The sequence below is a fragment of the Stieleria maiorica genome (assembly GCF_008035925.1).
Classification (GTDB): Bacteria; Planctomycetota; Planctomycetia; order Pirellulales; family Pirellulaceae; genus Stieleria; species Stieleria maiorica.
The window spans coordinates 6,958,201-6,974,854 of the sequence record NZ_CP036264.1 but is presented as its reverse complement, the minus strand read 5'-3'; the positions used below and the strand labels follow the sequence as shown (position 1 = coordinate 6,974,854).

Genomic DNA, 16,654 nt, shown 5'->3' with positions numbered 1-16,654 from the left:
AAATGGTAGTCTGAAGAAAAACCGACCCGGGCGCTCTTCCGGATGCGACTAGATATAGGCGATCGGCACGTCGTACGCTACAAGCCCCGTGCCGGCGAATGACAAATCCGAAGAAGTTCCATTTCCAGACTGACAACGGCAACCAATTCTTCATGAACGATTCGAATCAAGACCAGCGGGATCGGGACCAAGCGATGGAGGCGGTCGATGCGGCGATCGCTCGCGGCAAAAAGATCGAAGCGGTCAAGCTTTATCGAGAGTTTTCCGGTCAATCACTTCGCCAGTGCAAGGCCTTCGTGGAATCACGGATGAAACAAACACCGCCGGGCTTGGACGACACGGCGGGTGATTCAGCGTCAACCGACCCGACCGCGATCGACTCCCAACGCTCTGGCTGCTTTTCCATGCTGATGTTGATTCTCAGTTTCGCCGGCTTGAGCTGCATCGGCGGGTTGCTGGGAACTATAATCCGCGAATGAAACTTTCATTCGGCCCCAAAAAACGACGTCGCCAATCAAGACGCAGACTCCCGTTGCTGCAAGCATTGGGACACCGGAAACTGCTCGCCGCAGGAGCGGATCTGGCGTTTTACGAGTTTGCCAACCACACCAACGTCACGCCCGAGTTGTTTTCGGTCGACACGCATGCCGAGACGCTCGCCAGCGAGATCAATTCACCGCTCAGCCTGGGGTGGACGGGCAACGGCCAGCCGCCCAACGGCCTCGCACTCGGCGGTGCGTTCAACGAGACCAGCGAACCGACGCCTGCCGGCGGGCAAAACGATTACTTCGAATTGACGGTCACGCCGATCGATGGATACGTGCTGAATCTGGCTCGATTCAGCATGCAAATTCGTCGCAACGACCCGGATTCGAAAGACAGTTATTCGGTCTACTTTGATAACGATCCGGGTCCGGGCGGCGATAATTATTCGACCAGGCTGGCCAGCGGACGGATCACCAGCGAAGACGTTTTTGAATCGGTCCACGTTCCCCTGGAAGGGATCCCAGAATTGACCGGGCAAACAACACCGGTCACGTTTCGCGTGTACGCGTGGGGAACGGTCGGATTGAATGCCATGCGTCTGGACAACATCCGCGTCCAAGAAGTGCAACAGACGGTCGGTGAATCATCGTTGGCGTATTATGGCGACGCCGGCCGATTGGTTCACCCGTTGGACGCTTTGGGCAACCGCATCGCCGACTTTTCATCGGCCGGTTATCGCAACAGCGACCAGCCGCTGCCCGATGTCACCGAAACGATTGATCCGTCACGGGTCGTGACGGTCGCACCGACATCCGGTGACGACATGGCGGCATTGCAAGCGGCGATCGATCAGGTCGCGACCTTTTCCGTCGGCCTCGATGGCTATCGTGGGGTCGTGCAATTGACCGCAGGCGAATATCAAATCAGCGACCAACTGACCATTCTGGACGACGGCGTGGTGCTCCGCGGTGTCGGTGACGGCGACGATCCGCTGACCAGTACGATCCTGCGCGCCACCGGGACGACACAACGCTCGCTGATTCTGGTCGGTCAGCCATCGGGATGGGCGTCGGGCATCTCCAATACGACCCACAACATCGTCGATAAATACGTGCCGGCGGGAGCGACCAGTCTGCGCGTTGATTCGACCGCCAACTGGAACGTCGGTGATCCGATCATCGTCAAACGCCCCAGCACGGCCGAGTGGATTGCAGAGATCGGGATGGACTCGATCCCGCCGCGCAGTGACGGCGGCACGGTGAATCAATGGGAACCGGGCGGGAATTTTGATCACCTGTACGAGCGCGTCATCACACGCATCGAAGGCGATCGCGTGTTCTTCAATGCGCCTTTGATGTCATCGTTCCAGCAGGAGTTTGGCGGCGGCACCGTGTTTCGATACACGTTCCCCCGCATTGAAAACGTCGGCATCGAAAACATTCGCGGCGTCTCGGACTTCACCAGCCCGACCGATGAAGCGCACGCGACGACGTTCATCGAGTTGCAATCGGTCCGAGACGCTTGGGTTCGAAACATCACCGGCCAGCACTTCGTGTTTGCCACCGTTCACGCCACCAGCCGCGCCCTGCGTGTCACCGTGGACGATGCACAAAGTTTGGACCCGGTATCCATCATCACGGGCGCCCGACGATATCCGTTCACGATCGACGGCCAATTCGTCTTGATGCGGAACCTTTATTCGGAAAACGGGCGACACGATTTTGTCAACAATTCGTCATGGCGCAACCGCGGACCGAATGTGTTTCTCGATGGCGTCGCGGTCGACTCCCACGACTCGACCGGACCACACCAACGCTGGTCCTCGGGAACGTTGTATGACACGATCACGACCGACAACATGATCGAAGCTCGCAATCGCGGCAACTTCGGCAGCGGGCACGGCTGGGGTGGCGCGGGGATGGTGTTTTGGAACGCCCGCGCCGATCAATTCATCGTCCAGAACCCACCGACGGCGCAAAACTGGGTGATCGGTTCGACGGGCACGTTGGTCAACGAGACCCGTTTCGGGCCCCAACCCCCGGCAACGATCGACGCCCACGCCACCCCGATCGATTTCGGTGACCCGCTCAACCCGACCAGCAGCCTGTTCGTCGCCCAGCACAATCAACGGATGGCCGACCCGAGCAGCCAAACGCGTGAGTACGTGCTGGGGGATTTCGATTTGCTCCAGTTCGACGGATCGGCGTCCGCCGACGCGCTGCCCGTCGATCCGCAATGGCTCGCCGACGTGACCACCCTGGCCGGCGGGACGCCGATTCGGTCCAGCGACCAGACGACCGACGGCCAGTACGTTCCGTTTAGTTTCCAGTACTCGCTGGCCACTCACGAGGTGGTTCGCTCGGCGGTGTTGTCGCTGGGGCTGCGGGGAACCGGCACAACAACCTCCGGCGACGCGATCTGGATCGAAGACGTCTCGTTGGCACGATCGCTCGCCTCGCTCGGCATCACCGCTCCCTTGTCAACGACCGAGACCACGACGTTGACGGTCGAGTTGACCGGCCGTGATCTGATCGCCTTGCAAGACGGACGGCTGGATGTCTTGCTCGGACAACACAGCGCTCTGGACTGGGCTGTCTTGAACCTGTCGGTCACCGAGCTCGACAGTTTTGATTTCGGTGATGCGCCGGCGACCTATCCCACGACCCTGGCGCAAGACGGAGCACGCCATGGGGCGACGGGTCCGCGGCTGGGCGCGACCCGTGACGAAGAGTCCGATGGCGTCGCATCCGCGACCGCCGACGGCGAATTGGATGATGGCGTGTTGTTCGGTGACATCAAGATCGGTCATCCGATGGCAGGTGTGAACATCGATCTGCAAAACGCGGATGAAGCCAAAGTGGACGCGTGGATCGACTTCGATCGCGACGGGATCTGGCAGCCGAGCGAACAGATCCTTACCGCAGCCCCCGTCTTCGCCGGACTGCAAACACTCAACTACGATCTGCCGGAATCGGCGCCGCTGGGGCAAACCATCGCTCGCGTCCGGCTCAGTTCGGTCGGCGGATGGCAACCGACGGGATTCGCCTTTGATGGCGAAGTCGAAGATTACGCGGTGACCGTTCAAGCCGCCGTCGCCCCGGCGATCGAAAGCATCGTGATCAACGACGGCCAGTCACAACGCTCCCGCGTCGATCGGCTGACGGTGACGTTCAATGGCGAAGTCGAAACGTCCGAAGACGCCTTTACGGTGCGCGACCGCGCAACAGACCAGCAGGTGGATCTGTCGCTTGCGATTGACGTTCAAGACGGAAAGACGATCGCGACGTTGACGTTTTTGCCCGGCCCGGCGGTCGCCACCGCTGCAACCGGCCTCCACTCGCTCCGTGACGGCAATTACGAACTGACCGTCGTCGGCTCCCTCGTCACATCCGGCCCACTGGCCATGGACGACAACGTCACCTTCGGCGACCAAGCATCCGATGCGTTCTTTCGACACTACGGCGACACCGACGGAGACCGTGATGTCGACGGCCAAGATTATGGCCGCTTCGGTTTGACGTTCCTGCGTTCACCGACCGATGACGGCTTCCGCGCCGACCTCGATTCCGATGGAGACAACGATGTCGATGGCCAAGATTACGGTCGCTTCGGCACGCGGTTCCTCAAACGGCTCGATTTTTGATCCCGATGCATCCCATTTTTTTGACAGCGGAGTTGCCGCGTCGACCAAACCGTCCCTGACAGTCCCCAGGCATGCACAGCATGCCCCACCCGCCCATCATTCTGCCCCGTATCATTCTGCCCCGTATCATTCTGCCCCGTATCATTCTGCCTTCTATCGTTTTGCCCCCATCGTTTTGCCCCTCCCCCAAACGCATGCACCGAACCATCACCACCTGTCTGCTCCTTACCCTCACCCTCGTCCCCGCGTCGACGCTGCCCGCCCAATCGGTCACCCCCGTCCACCATGCCCACGCGCACAACGACTACCTGCATGACCGTCCGCTGCTGGACGCCCTCGACAACGGATTTGGCAGTGTCGAAGCGGATATCTATTTGATCGATGGCGCGCTGTTGGTGGCCCACGACCGAGACAAGACGTCGCCCGCCCGCACCTTACAAGGGCTGTACCTCGACCCACTGCGGGCTCGAATCAAGCAAAACAAAGGCAGTGTCCACGGTGATGGACAAACCCTGACATTATTGATCGATATCAAATCCGACGGCGAATCCACCTACCACGCCTTGGACGCCGTCCTGTCACAGTACGCCGACATCTTGACCCACGTCGATGACCAAGGCGTTCATCCGGGCCCGGTCACCGCCATCATCAGCGGCAATCGAGCCGTCGACGTGATCCAGGCCGATCCGACGCGATACGCCGGAATCGACGGCCGACTCTCGGATTTGAACACGGACATGTCAGCCGACCTGATGCCGCTGATCAGCGATCACTGGGGACGCAACTTCCGCTGGCGTGGCGACGGAAAAATGCCCCCGGCCGAACGAGAACGATTGAATGGAGTGGTGGAAAAGGCCCATGCCGCCGGACGCCGTGTTCGGTTTTGGGCCACGCCCGACGACCCGGCCGTGTGGGCGTTGCTGGCCGAGGCGAACGTGGACCTGATCAACACCGATGACTTGGCGGGACTTGCGGAATTCTTGCGTTCTCGATAGCACGACGACCGCCGCACGTGCCGGCACCCGATCGGATAGACTGCGTCTGAATTCCCATCGTGTTCCCCTTTTCGCCACCTTGACTGTTCACCATGCGAACCACGCTCGTCTGTTCTCTGTTTGCGCTCGCATCGATCGTCCACGCGCAAGACACTCCGTCGCCCAAGCACCACGTGGCTGATCCGGCCGATGCGTCGATCACGATTTCTCCGGCGCGTGATCCGATCCGACTGACGCATGGTCCGATGCTCGGGCAGCCCTCGGCAACGTCGATGAGACTCTGGGCGCGGACCTCTGATCCCGGACAGTTCGAAGTCCACTATGGCACCGCGGCGGACGCGATGGACTCGGTCAGCGAGTCCGGCGAGACGACGATCGGTCACGACAATACCGGAGTGGTGGATCTGGTCGGACTGAAAAGCGACACCCGCTACCACTATCAAGTTTGGGTCAACGGTCGCCCGCACGGGCTGCCCGGCAGTTTTCGCACGCTGCCCAGCGCCGATCAGTCGCGAAACGACAGCTACAACCCCGACGGGCTGTTCAATTTCCGGTTTCAGATCGGGTCCTGCGCCAACCAGAACCCGCTGCACGGCAACGGGCATCGTGCGACCACGTACGAGCACCTCAATCGCGACTGGGCCGACAAAGTCCACTTCCATGTGATGAACGGCGATTGGCTGTACGAGGAACAGAGGCGATATCCGCCCCAGGCTTGGCAATTGGTCCAGGGTGCCAGTGCGATGCCCCGAGTCGCCCAGATCGCGCCGACCATCGTCGGCGTCTGGGAAAACTACAAACTGTATCTCGATCGCGGTGAATCGTTGTCACAGTGGCATCGCCATGTGCCCAGCTACTTCACGTTCGATGACCACGAATTGGTCAACGACATCTGGGGTTCTGCAGAAACGGGCAAGCGTCATCGCCGCACGGTGTTTCGCGATATCGGAACGCAAGCCTGGTACGACTACTTGGGTTGGGCCAATCCGACCGAACATCACCACCCGATTCATTTCGGCAAAGCGACGATGCGTCGCGACAGTGATCTGCTGTACGACCAGAACGCCGACTTCACCAAGATGCCGCTTTCAGAAATGGGGAATTTGCACGTCCACTGGGGCACCCCCGAAGCCGGAGTGAACGACATGGAATACGACGACGATTCCGGCCACAAGAACTCCTACGTTTACGATATCGTCGAAGTCATCGATCCGCACACCTTGCGGTTGCACATGCCGGCAAAGGTCGACGACACGAACGTCAGCTATTCGATCGGCCGTCGCAGTTACGGGAAAAAGCGGATCGGCAATTGCGAGTTTTATTTCATCGACACGCGCGGTGATCGCCAGATGCATGACGTGACGGAGCGGGACAAGCCCGGTGTTTCGATGCTGGGACGGCCGCAACGCGAGTGGCTGCTTCGCAGCATGCGTGAAAGCGACGCCGACTTTCGCTTCGTGATCTCGACGGTTCCGTTCATGATCCCGCACAGCGGCGCGGGCGGGTTTGAAGCCGACGCGGAAAACAAAGAAGAAGCCTGGACGGGGTTCTTTGATGAACGCGAGTTTTTGATTGCCCAGTGGGAAAAGATCGGCAAACGCGTGTTCGTGATGACCGGCGACTTGCACAACAGTTTTGCGATCAAGGTCACCGACAATGTTTGGGAGTTCTGTTGCGGGCCGCACAACAGCGTCAACCACGTCCCGGTCAACGACGAAAGCGACCGTCCGGCGACGGGCAAGTTCAAGTTCGGACCACGCGAGTGCGACATCCGCTGGAGCAGTTACATCCTGCCCGACCTGCCGCGACTGGAACGCTTGTATCCGTACTTTTGTGTCGTGCAAATCAACAACGTGTTCAACATGCCGCAAAAGCTGGGCGGGAAACGCCTGGTCGCTTACCCCCATCCCCAAGTCGTCTTCCAGTACTACGACGGCCGAACAGGTGAACTGGCCTACGCCGAATCGATTTCGACCGAGCGGTAAAGTTCGAAGCGGTGGCAACACGATGGCCACCTGGAATTGTTTTGCCCCCATTGTTTTGCCTACCCTTCGAGGATCAGGCAACGATCGTGCAATGGGACCAGTAGGACACATAGGACTTATAGGTCGCATTGGTCCTATCCATCATGACGCGCGTCACCGCAGCGACTGGACCGATCACCAGCACGAAGCCAACCGGACGCCCCGCACCTAGCTTGCGAGCGGCACTGCCGGGGGCATACGATGGGTGTCTTGCACTACAGACCCTCTGGTTGGAGTCGATGATCATGTTTCGCTTCGGCAATCGTTTCTTGGTTTCAGCGGCTTTGGTCGGCGCGGTGGTCTGTGTTTGTCTGACGCTGCCAAGCGACACGTTGCTGCGGGCACAGGACGCCGGCTTGGAAGCTTTTCGAAAACTGCAGGCGGAGCTTCGCGGGCGGATGGATTCGGATCTGCAGGCTGCGGTGACGTTTCTTGATTCGAAGATCGCCGAGAACCCGGATTCGGAAGATCACCACGTGCTCCGACACAGTCTGGCCTCGCGGTTTGCCGACCAGGCGGACTACCGGCAAGCGACCGAACAGTTTCGCAAGCTGCTCGATTTCTATCTGAAACATGCCGACGAAAGCCGAAACTTGTTCGGCAGCTGGATGACGATCCAAAGCATCCAGGACGTCGCCCAGAAATCCGGCAACGATGACGCCCTGCGAACCGCCGTCGATGATGCGTTGAACGCGTTCAAGGATGCGCCGGCCGATTCGGATTTCGATCTGCTGATGCCGCTGGCACAGCTGACCGTCTTGAAGGCACAATTGATGGTTGAATCAGGCCAGACGGACGCGGCGACGGAATTGATCGAGGCACAAGTGGGACGATTGAGCGAGATCAATGAATCGGACGACGCAAACGAAGTGTCGATGACGGCCTACATACGCGTGCTCCGCAATCTGGCCGGTGATGAACGCGGCAACGATCCTTGGCGTGATGAATGCATCGAGCGACTTGATCAAGCGGTCAACGCGGCCGTTGAAAGATACCCCGATTCGCTCGCGCTGCAAAATGACTTCGCCGAGACGCAGATGATGATGATCAGCCAGTGGCGCCAAGACGATCCCGAGGCGACCAAGGAGCGGATCGAAAGCGTGTCGCCCAGGTTGGCACGCATTGCGCTGACGAATCGCTCGGTCCAGGCGACGCTTCGTCGCATCGAGATTTATCGCGACCGAATGGCGACCGCCAAGCCGGTCGCGTCGCTCGTCGGCCAACCCGCCCCCGACTGGGACGTCGACGCTTGGGTCAACGTCATCGAAATCGATCCGGAGTCCATGAGGGGAAAGGTTGTCCTGCTCGACTTCTGGGCCATGTGGTGTGGCCCCTGCATCGCGACGTTTCCCCATCTACGCCAGTGGCGTGCGGAATTCGCCGACCGTGGATTCGAAATCGTCGGTGTTACACAGTACTACAACTTCCAGTGGGACGAACAAGCCAAACGCGCCTCCCACGCAAGCGAAGACGTCACGCCAGATGAAGAGCGTCGAACGATCGCCAGCTTTCTGGAGCATCACGATCTCAAGCATCCGGTTTTCGTGACGCCCGAAGGCAGCGAGATGTCCGGCGACTTCGGCGTCCGCGGGATTCCCCACGTGGTGTTGATCGACCGTCAGGGGACCGTGCGACTGGTCAAGACCGGTGCCGGGGAATCAACCGCCGATGAGATCCACGCGAAGATCGATGAATTGCTGGCAGATGGTGATTCTTGAAGTCCTCGGTCAGCGGCCCCCGGCAGGCTCGTCTTGCGAAGACGTGGCAAAACGATGGGGGCAAAACGATGGGGGCAAAACGATGGGGGCAGAATGATTTTGGGGTAGCGGAACTCGTCAACGGCCTGTTGATTTAATCAGCCGTTTGGCGCGAGCCTACGGGCGCCAGTTCGTTTTCTTGGTGTTGGAGGCCCGTACGCTCGCGCGAAACGGCTGATCCCACGTGTGATCGGATTAAATCAACAGGCCGCCAAGTGTTTCGGTCTCCCGGGCGAATCGCCGAAAGTCTTGGCGACTTCCGCAAAGTCCGATCCGAAGAATGCATCGCGGCAGAATCCGGGGATCAGCGGACGATGTCGTCTTCGTCGCAGCGATCGATCGCGTGGGCGCTGGCCAACAGGAAAAACCGGGTCGCTTCGACGATCGCTTCGCCGCTGACGCCGCCTCGGACCGGGATGTGGTAATCAAACACGATCGATTCGCGCTGGTTGACGTGGGCTCGGACGGTGGAGATGTCGTTGTTGACGCGATTGACGAATTCCAGCTTGTCGGCGCGATCGGTGTTTTCCTTGACGCCGACGAACGTCATCAGCATCAAGCGTTCATTTTCGGCCGTCGGCATCACGTAACAGGAAACGCCACGGCTGACGACCAGGTCGCCGTCGTTGTCGCGGCGAACATCCAGATCCGTCGGCTCGAAGATCGCTTCCAGCATTTCGTCAGTCAGGTCATCGGGTCGCAGCACTTCGTTGATCGGCATGTCGTTTCCGGGTGCGGGATGATGGCGGTGGCTTGGAAGGGGGGAGGGTGAAGCAACGTGATCGCCCTCCAACCAAACCGATATTGGGAACGCCTGTCAATGCCAAATGCCGTTCGTTTGGTCCGACTGCTGCGGTGATGAGATTTGTGCTCGATCAGAAACATCAGTCCCGTGAGTCATCGAGGTCCGATCGATCCTGCTGGCAAATAGGACCAATAGGACGTCGGGGACAAATGTGACGATCAAAGTTCTGCCAGACGCTCTAGCTGGACAGCACCACTACAAAAAACAGGCCCGCCGTTTCCGGCGAGCCTGTGTCGTTTTCGTTGCTTCGATGCGGTTGCGGATGGTCACCGCATCAGGGTCCGAAACTTAGCCAGAAATCTTGGCGACCAAGTCCAGGACCTTGTTGGAGTAGCCCCATTCGTTGTCGTACCAGGAGACGACTTTGACGAAGGTGTCGTCCAATTGGATTCCGGCACCGGCGTCGAAGACCGAGGTGCGGACTTCGCCGCGGAAATCGGTGGAGACGACTTTATCGTCGGTGTAACCGAGGATGCCCTTCATGCTGCCTTCGGCGGTTTCCTTCATCTTGGCGCAGATCTCTTCGTAGCTGGCGCCCTTTTCCAGTTCGACGGTCAGGTCGACGACGGAAACGTCCGAGGTCGGAACGCGGAACGCCATGCCGGTCAGCTTGCCGTTGAGTTCGGGAATCACCTTGCCGACGGCTTTGGCCGCACCGGTGCTGGAGGGGATGATGTTTTCCAGGATCCCACGTCCGCCGCGCCAATCTTTCTTGGAGGGGCCGTCGACGGTCTTTTGCGTCGCGGTCGCAGCGTGAACGGTGGTCATCAAACCACGTTTGATGCCGTAGTTGTCGTTCAGGACCTTGGCGATCGGTGCCAGACAGTTGGTCGTGCAGGATGCGTTGGAGACGAAGGTTTCGCCGTTGTAGGTGTCGTCGTTGACGCCCATCACGAACATCCGCGTGTCGTCTTTGGACGGAGCCGACATGACGACTTTCTTGGCACCGGCATCGATGTGACCTTGGGCGCCTTCGGAGGTCAGGAAGATCCCCGTCGATTCGACCACCACGTCGACTCCGACGTCACCCCAAGCCAGCTTGCTGGGATCGGTTTCAGCGGTCGCGCGGACGGTCTTGCCGTTGACGATCAGGTTGTTGCCTTCGACAGCCACTTCGCCTTTGAACGGGCCGTGCACCGAATCGTACTTCAGCATGTACGCCAGGTAGTCGGTGTCCAGCAAGTCGTTGATGGCAACCACTTCGATGTCGTCGCGGCCGATGGATGCACGAAAGACCAGACGTCCGATTCGACCAAAACCATTAATTCCAACTTTGATAGCCACTGTTCGTTTCTCTCCTCGTTCAGGGTAGACTCAGCCAATTCGCTGGCCGGCATCGGATAAAATGTGAGCATTCGATGAGTCAGCGGGAGCCCATTCTCACTCGCTTTGGGAGGAGCTGCGAATCGCTGCGATGAGCTGCAGTCGTGGCGCTGATCACGAGGCGAGATTATAGGAAGACAACTCTGTTTTGAGCCAGCCCCCGCATTCCACCACCCCACCCGATTGGCAGCGGCCGCGTGGTGTCGCCGCCGGAACTTGGCAATACGTCCATCAGCGGACGATCGCACGCCACTACGACGACTTTGTGGCGGACACTCCGCTATGCGAGCTCGATCGGCGCTATGTCCTGGAGACACTGTCGACGTTTTCGCACCGCCCATCCGGTATCGAATCGGCAAATTCCGGTGCGGCGAAGCCATTGGTCTTGGATCTGGGGGCGGGAACCGGACGCTTGGCTCTGCCGGTCAGTCGACGGGGCTACGACGTCCTGGCCGTTGACCTCAGTCACCCGATGCTGGAACAACTGGTCCAGAACTTCGCCCCGGCAGACGATGATGACGACCAGGCCGGCACGGTGATGCCGATGCGCGCCAATCTGGTCCAACTTGATGCAATCGCCGACTCCGTTGCCGATCACGCGATCTGCATGTTCAGCACGCTGGGGATGATCCAGGGCCGGGCCAATCGGATTCAATGCCTGTGCCATATCGCGCGCACCGTTCGCCCCGGCGGCGGTTTGATCCTGCACGTTCACCGGCGTTGGGCCGCACTGCGGGAAACGGGCGGATGGGCGCGACTACTGCGAAGCCGGGTCCGTTCGCTTTGCAGTCGCGAGGCGGAGTTCGGCGACGCGACGTATGCCTACCGCGGTCTGGAAAAAATGTTCATGCACCGTTTTTCCGAAAACGAAATCAAATCGGATTTAAAAGCGGCCGGCTGGACGGTAGAGCGGATCGACCGCGTGGGGATCGACGGCAGCGATCTGGTGACGTCGGCTTGGGATGCCAGCGGGCTGTTTTTGGTCTGCAGGCGGTAGGCGCTCGCCGCTTGGGACGATCGCTTTCCCAAGTACGATGGCCCTTCCGGGCCGTCGTCCGCAGGACTCTCCGCGACGACCTAAAAAGGACGTCGTACACCGAACCGCTAGGACGATTCGATCCGCGACCGAACCAGCGACACGATCTGCTGCAGCACTTCTTCGGGCGACATTCCGTCGGTGTTGACGACCACCGCATCTTCGGCAGCACGCAGTCGTCCGACGTCACGCATCCGGTCTTCCAGATCGCGTTGGTTTTGCGCCGACAGCACATCTTCCAGCGATACGTATCGCCCCGAATCGGCCAGTTGTCGCATCCGCCGTTTGGCGCGTTCGAGCGGTGATGCGGTTAAGAAGACTTTACACTCGGCGTGCGGGAACACTTCGGCGCCTTGATCGCGTCCTTCGGTAACGATGTCGCGGCCGGCGGCGATGTCGCGTTGGATCTGGGACAGTTGGGCGCGGACGGCGGGGACGTCGGCCAAGAATCGAATCGACTTGGTGACCTCGGGCGTGCGAATCAGTTCCGAAACATCTTCGTCACCGAGTCGCACGGAGCGGTCCTGCCAGGACAACTCGAGTGAGCCGACGAATTCGGCCAGGCCGTCGGCATTCTCCAAGTCAAGCTTGGCTCGGATCGCCGCCAGCGTGGCGGCCCGGTAAAGCGCGCCGGTGTCCAGAAACTCGAACGCCAGTTGGGAAGCGACTTGGTGCGCGATACTGCTTTTGCCGGCACCGGCGGGGCCATCGATGGTGACGATCAACGTTGGAACATCCTGTAATTGACGAACGAATTTCACCGCCTATGGTGATGGCGCGAACCACGTTGTGCAATTGGGAGGACGATCGAATCCCCACGACGCAGCGGCCCGGCGGCTCCCCACGTGTCCTTTTTTTCGCCCCCTCCGGTTCTTTCCCATCGTGCGTGACTACCTGAAGCTTCACTTTGTCGTCCTGATTTGGGGCTTCACCGCGGTGTTGGGCAAGCTGATCGAATTGAGTGCGACACAGGTCGTCTTGTATCGCAGCGCCGCCGCGGCCGTGATCCTGTTTGCCCTGCTGCCCCGCCGCGCGGCAGTTTCGAAACCGCTTGTCGTTGCCTTGATCGCCAATGGGATGCTGGTCGGTGCCCATTGGATTCTGTTTTTTCTGGCGGTCAAAGTCGCCAACGTCTCGATCTGCATGATCGGGATGGCGACGACCAGCTTCTGGACGGCGCTGTTGGAACCGATCCTGATTCGCAAGGTTCGCTTCCAGTGGGGGAACCTGCTGCTTGGGTGTGTCGTGATCGCGGCGGTGGTTTGGATTTATCGCACCGAGACACGATTTCACTATGGTTTGTTGGTGGCATTGGTCGGCGCGATCGTAGCCACGCTGTTTTCGATCATCAACGGCTTGTTTGCCGGTCGGGTTCATCCGCAATCGGTTGTCATGTACGAGATGGCCGGTGCGGCGTTGTTCTGCGGTGCGGCACTGGTGACCGCCGATCTGTTGGGGGCTCCGCTTGATTCGGACCGCTATCTGCCGGTGTCGCTGGAGTGGTTGTGGCTGGCGATTCTGGTGCTGGCCGGCACCGTGCTGGCCTATCAAATCTACGTCCGTTTGTTGGACCGTCTGTCCGTGTTCACGATCAATTTTGCCAACAACTTGGAACCGGTCTACGGGATCTCGTTGGGGGCGTTGTTCTTTGGCGACCACGAGCTGCTCGGCAGTCGTTTCTACGCCGGCACGCTGGTGATCCTGGCCGCGGTGATCGTCCAACCCTGGCTGATGAAATGCAAAAGCACACCTGGTGCCGAGTGATCCGATAGAATGGACGGCCTTTGCCAGAAGGTGGCCCCCCGGGTAAATCGGCGAAAGGGACCGTCCAGCTTAGGGCGGAGGCGAAACGCGACGAATCCAAATGATCTGGCCGATCGGGTAAGAGGTAGTCGGTGGAGGGGTGTACGACGTCCTTTCTAGGTCGTCGCGCTGAGCCCCACGGGCGACGGCCCGGAAGGGCCATCGTACGTGCAAGAAAAGCATCGTCCTAAGCTGGACGGTCCCTAAAGCCTAGACACCAACGATGCTCGATCCATTGCCACAGGTGCCTTGATGTTAAACAACGCGAACGATGCAACGAGTGCACCACGGCGATGGCAGGCACTGTCGATGGTCGCCATCGTCTTCACGGTTCTATTCGTTGCGACAGATCGCTGTATAGCGGAGCAGCGGACGATTCGGTTGAGCGTTGTCGATGCGGACACCGGCGAGCCGGTCGCGGCGCGGTTGTACTTGCAATCTTCCGCGGAAAAACCGTTCTACTTTCAATCCGACGATGCGTCCGGTTCGGCGGTGCGCTACGAAAAACAAAACTGGATCAACAAACGCTCCGTCGAGTACCACACCACGGTCTCGGCCCATCGCTGCTCGGCCGCGGTTCCCGAAGGCGAGTATCAATTGACCGTCCAGCGGGGCAAAACGTACTTTCCGCACACCCAGACGCTGACGGTCGGCGCGAATGACGTGGAATTGACGGTCCGATTGAAACGTTGGGCGGATCCGCAGTCACGGGGCTGGTACTCCGGTGACACACACCTGCACCGCACGATCCAAGACTTGGAAAACGTCATTCTCGCAGAAGACCTGAACGTCGCGCTGCCGCTGACCAACTGGGTCACGATCGCCGATCGGGCTCCGCGCGCCGGAGACAAGAACTTGTCCGACATTCCCGACGGGCTGGTCACGGTCGACCAGACACACGTCATTTGGCCTCGCAACACCGAGTACGAGATCTTCACCGTTGCCGAGCAACGACACACACTGGGCGCATTGTTCGTCCTCGGCCATCGCAACGCTCTGCAGTTAGGCGTGCCCCCCTGGCGCCCCGTCGTCCAGTCGGTCCGGTCGACGGATCCGGGCGCGTTGTTCGACATGGACAAACTGGATTGGCCGTTCGCGATGGTGTTGCCGACGATCGCGCCCGATGCGTTGTACGAGCTTTCGAACAACCATGTATGGCGGACCGAGTTTGCGTTTCGAAACTGGAACACGCCGGCCCCGGCCTACATGCAGCCGCCCTATGGCGCGGGCCAGGGCGGCCATCGTCAATGGATCGACTACACACTGGGGATGTATTACACGCTGCTCAACTGTGGCTTTCGCATGCCGCCTTCGGCCGGAACGGCCAACGGCGTCCATCCGGTGCCGGCCGGATTCGGTCGCGTCTACGTGCACCAGGAAGACGGATTCGAATTCGATGACTGGCTGCGTGGCCTTCGGGCGGGACGTTCCTTCGTCACGACCGGGCCGATGCTCTATGCGACCGCCGACGAACATGACCCCGGTCATGTTTTTCGTCTGTCAGCTCCCGAGGCGATTCCGCTGGCCGTCGACGTGCTCTCGGAAAAGCGATTGTCCTACGGCGAACTGCTGATCAACGGGCGTCCGGAGGTACTGCTGCGGCCGCAAAACCAACGTACCGCCGAAGGTGCCTTTCGCTCGGCGTTTTCACTAGACGTCCTTCCCGATCGCTCGGGCTGGTTTGCCGTTCGGTTTTGGCAGCCCCACGATGACGGGCAATCACGGTTCGTCCATTCGGCGCCCTGGTATGTCGAAATCGGTGAGGAACCGGTTCGTCCGCTAGCGCGGGAAAAACGCTATCTGGTCTCGCGATTGGAAAACGAAATGCGTCGCAGTCAGGGCATCGTGCCTGCGGCCGCGATGCAGGAATACGAACGGGCGCTGGCGTACTACCAATCGCTGGACGTTTTTGATGACTCCGCCGACGTCGCTGCCGCAGCGAGACCATCGGCAGGAGAAACACTCAAGCGTTGGCTGGACAACATGATCAATGACCATCGCTTTGACGTCGACGAAGTTCGCTTGGCAACCGGATTGTCATCAGCCGAAGCAGCCGAAGCGATCGCGCAGCGTGCCGACTCCGCCGGCTCGACTGGGTTTCGCATTCTGCCCTATCCCGGTGGCCGACACCCGCGGATCGGGTTTCTAGATGGAGCGATTCGGCCGCAGCGTGAAACCAAGGTCAGTGTCTTCCCACCCTGGGACGAGGGCGGATACGTCGTCGTCGACGTCCCCGAAGCCGTGTTCTCGAATCTCGGTTTGACCTACCTGGCCCACGAACACATCCCCACAATTTGGACCGAACAAGGCATCGACTTGCCCCGATTGGAGTGGTCGGTCGACGAAGACACACTGCACGTGGAAAGAAAGCTTCCCGGCGGGATCGTGATCGAAAGTCATGTGACCGAGCAATCCGGCGCCGCAGCGATGCAGCTGAAATTGACCAACGGCACAAAGGAAAAACTGACGGGGCTGCGTGTCCAGGTTTGCGTGATGCTGAAAGGGGCGATCGGGTTCAACTCGCAAGAAAAACTGCCCAGCGTCACCGCACCGCCGTTTGTCGCCGTACGTGCTGCAAACTCCAATCGCTGGATCATCACCGCTTGGCAGCCGAATCATCGTGTCTGGACGAACCCGCCGGTCCCCTGCATCCATTCCGACCCGATCTTCCCCGACTGTGCCCCCGGCCAGACGGTCACCGTCAACGGCGGATTGTGGTTTTACGAAGGCGACGACATTCAAAGCGAACTCGATCGCTTGGCCGATCAACCGTAATCGGAGG

11 protein-coding genes are annotated in these 16,654 nt (G+C 59.8%); 8 read left to right on the top strand and 3 right to left on the bottom strand.

The annotated features are described in order from the left end of the window. The first annotated feature begins 98 nt into the window (after positions 1–98). The 5 genes from Mal15_RS23850 to Mal15_RS23830 all read left to right on the top strand — a co-directional run bounded on the left by Mal15_RS23850 (position 99) and on the right by Mal15_RS23830 (position 8,866). A complete protein-coding gene (locus Mal15_RS23850) occupies positions 99–479 on the top strand; it encodes a hypothetical protein (RefSeq protein WP_147870055.1) in 381 nt (126 codons plus the stop codon). Next, a complete protein-coding gene (locus tag Mal15_RS23845; RefSeq protein WP_147870054.1) occupies positions 476–4,129 on the top strand; it encodes a GEVED domain-containing protein in 3,654 nt (1,217 codons plus the stop codon). The genes Mal15_RS23850 and Mal15_RS23845 overlap by 4 nt, the downstream gene beginning before the upstream one ends. Positions 4,130–4,323: 194 nt before the next feature. Further along, positions 4,324–5,124, top strand: coding sequence for a phosphatidylinositol-specific phospholipase C/glycerophosphodiester phosphodiesterase family protein (locus Mal15_RS23840; protein WP_147870053.1), 801 nt, complete (start codon positions 4,324–4,326; stop codon positions 5,122–5,124). 92 nt (positions 5,125–5,216) lie between these two features. Continuing rightward, positions 5,217–7,109, top strand: a complete 1,893-nt coding sequence (locus Mal15_RS23835; protein ID WP_147870052.1) for an alkaline phosphatase D family protein — start codon at positions 5,217–5,219, stop codon at positions 7,107–7,109. Positions 7,110–7,252: 143 nt separating this feature from the next. Continuing rightward, a complete protein-coding gene (locus tag Mal15_RS23830; protein WP_147870051.1) occupies positions 7,253–8,866 on the top strand; it encodes a TlpA family protein disulfide reductase in 1,614 nt (537 codons plus the stop codon). Between the two features lie 343 nt (positions 8,867–9,209). On the opposite strand, the gene Mal15_RS23825 is transcribed toward Mal15_RS23830, so the two are convergent. Together Mal15_RS23825 and gap are read right to left on the bottom strand one after the other, a co-directional pair. Further along, a complete protein-coding gene (locus Mal15_RS23825) occupies positions 9,210–9,626 on the bottom strand; it encodes a YbjN domain-containing protein (RefSeq protein WP_147870050.1) in 417 nt (138 codons plus the stop codon). A 372-nt stretch (positions 9,627–9,998) separates the two neighbouring features. Continuing rightward, a complete protein-coding gene (gap, locus tag Mal15_RS23820) occupies positions 9,999–10,994 on the bottom strand; it encodes a type I glyceraldehyde-3-phosphate dehydrogenase (RefSeq protein WP_147870049.1) in 996 nt (331 codons plus the stop codon). 187 nt (positions 10,995–11,181) lie between these two features. Here gap and Mal15_RS23815 point away from each other — a divergent pair, with 187 nt between their 5' ends. Further along, on the top strand, positions 11,182–12,030 hold the full coding sequence (locus Mal15_RS23815; RefSeq protein WP_147870048.1) for a class I SAM-dependent methyltransferase: 849 nt from the start codon (positions 11,182–11,184) through the stop codon (positions 12,028–12,030). Positions 12,031–12,137: 107 nt separating this feature from the next. Here the strand turns inward: Mal15_RS23815 and cmk are convergent, their stop codons facing one another. Then, entirely contained in the window at positions 12,138–12,794 is a 657-nt protein-coding gene (gene cmk / locus Mal15_RS23810; protein WP_147870047.1) for a (d)CMP kinase, read from the bottom strand. Between the two features lie 157 nt (positions 12,795–12,951). Between cmk and Mal15_RS23805 the strand changes: the two genes are divergently transcribed. Both Mal15_RS23805 and Mal15_RS23800 read left to right on the top strand, forming a co-directional pair. Next, complete coding sequence (locus Mal15_RS23805) at positions 12,952–13,833, top strand: DMT family transporter (RefSeq protein ID WP_233902984.1); 882 nt, start codon at positions 12,952–12,954, stop codon at positions 13,831–13,833. Positions 13,834–14,124: 291 nt separating this feature from the next. Continuing rightward, positions 14,125–16,647 (top strand): CehA/McbA family metallohydrolase, encoded by a 2,523-nt coding sequence (locus Mal15_RS23800; protein ID WP_147870046.1) that lies wholly within the window; start codon positions 14,125–14,127, stop codon positions 16,645–16,647. Positions 16,648–16,654 lie beyond the last annotated feature (7 nt).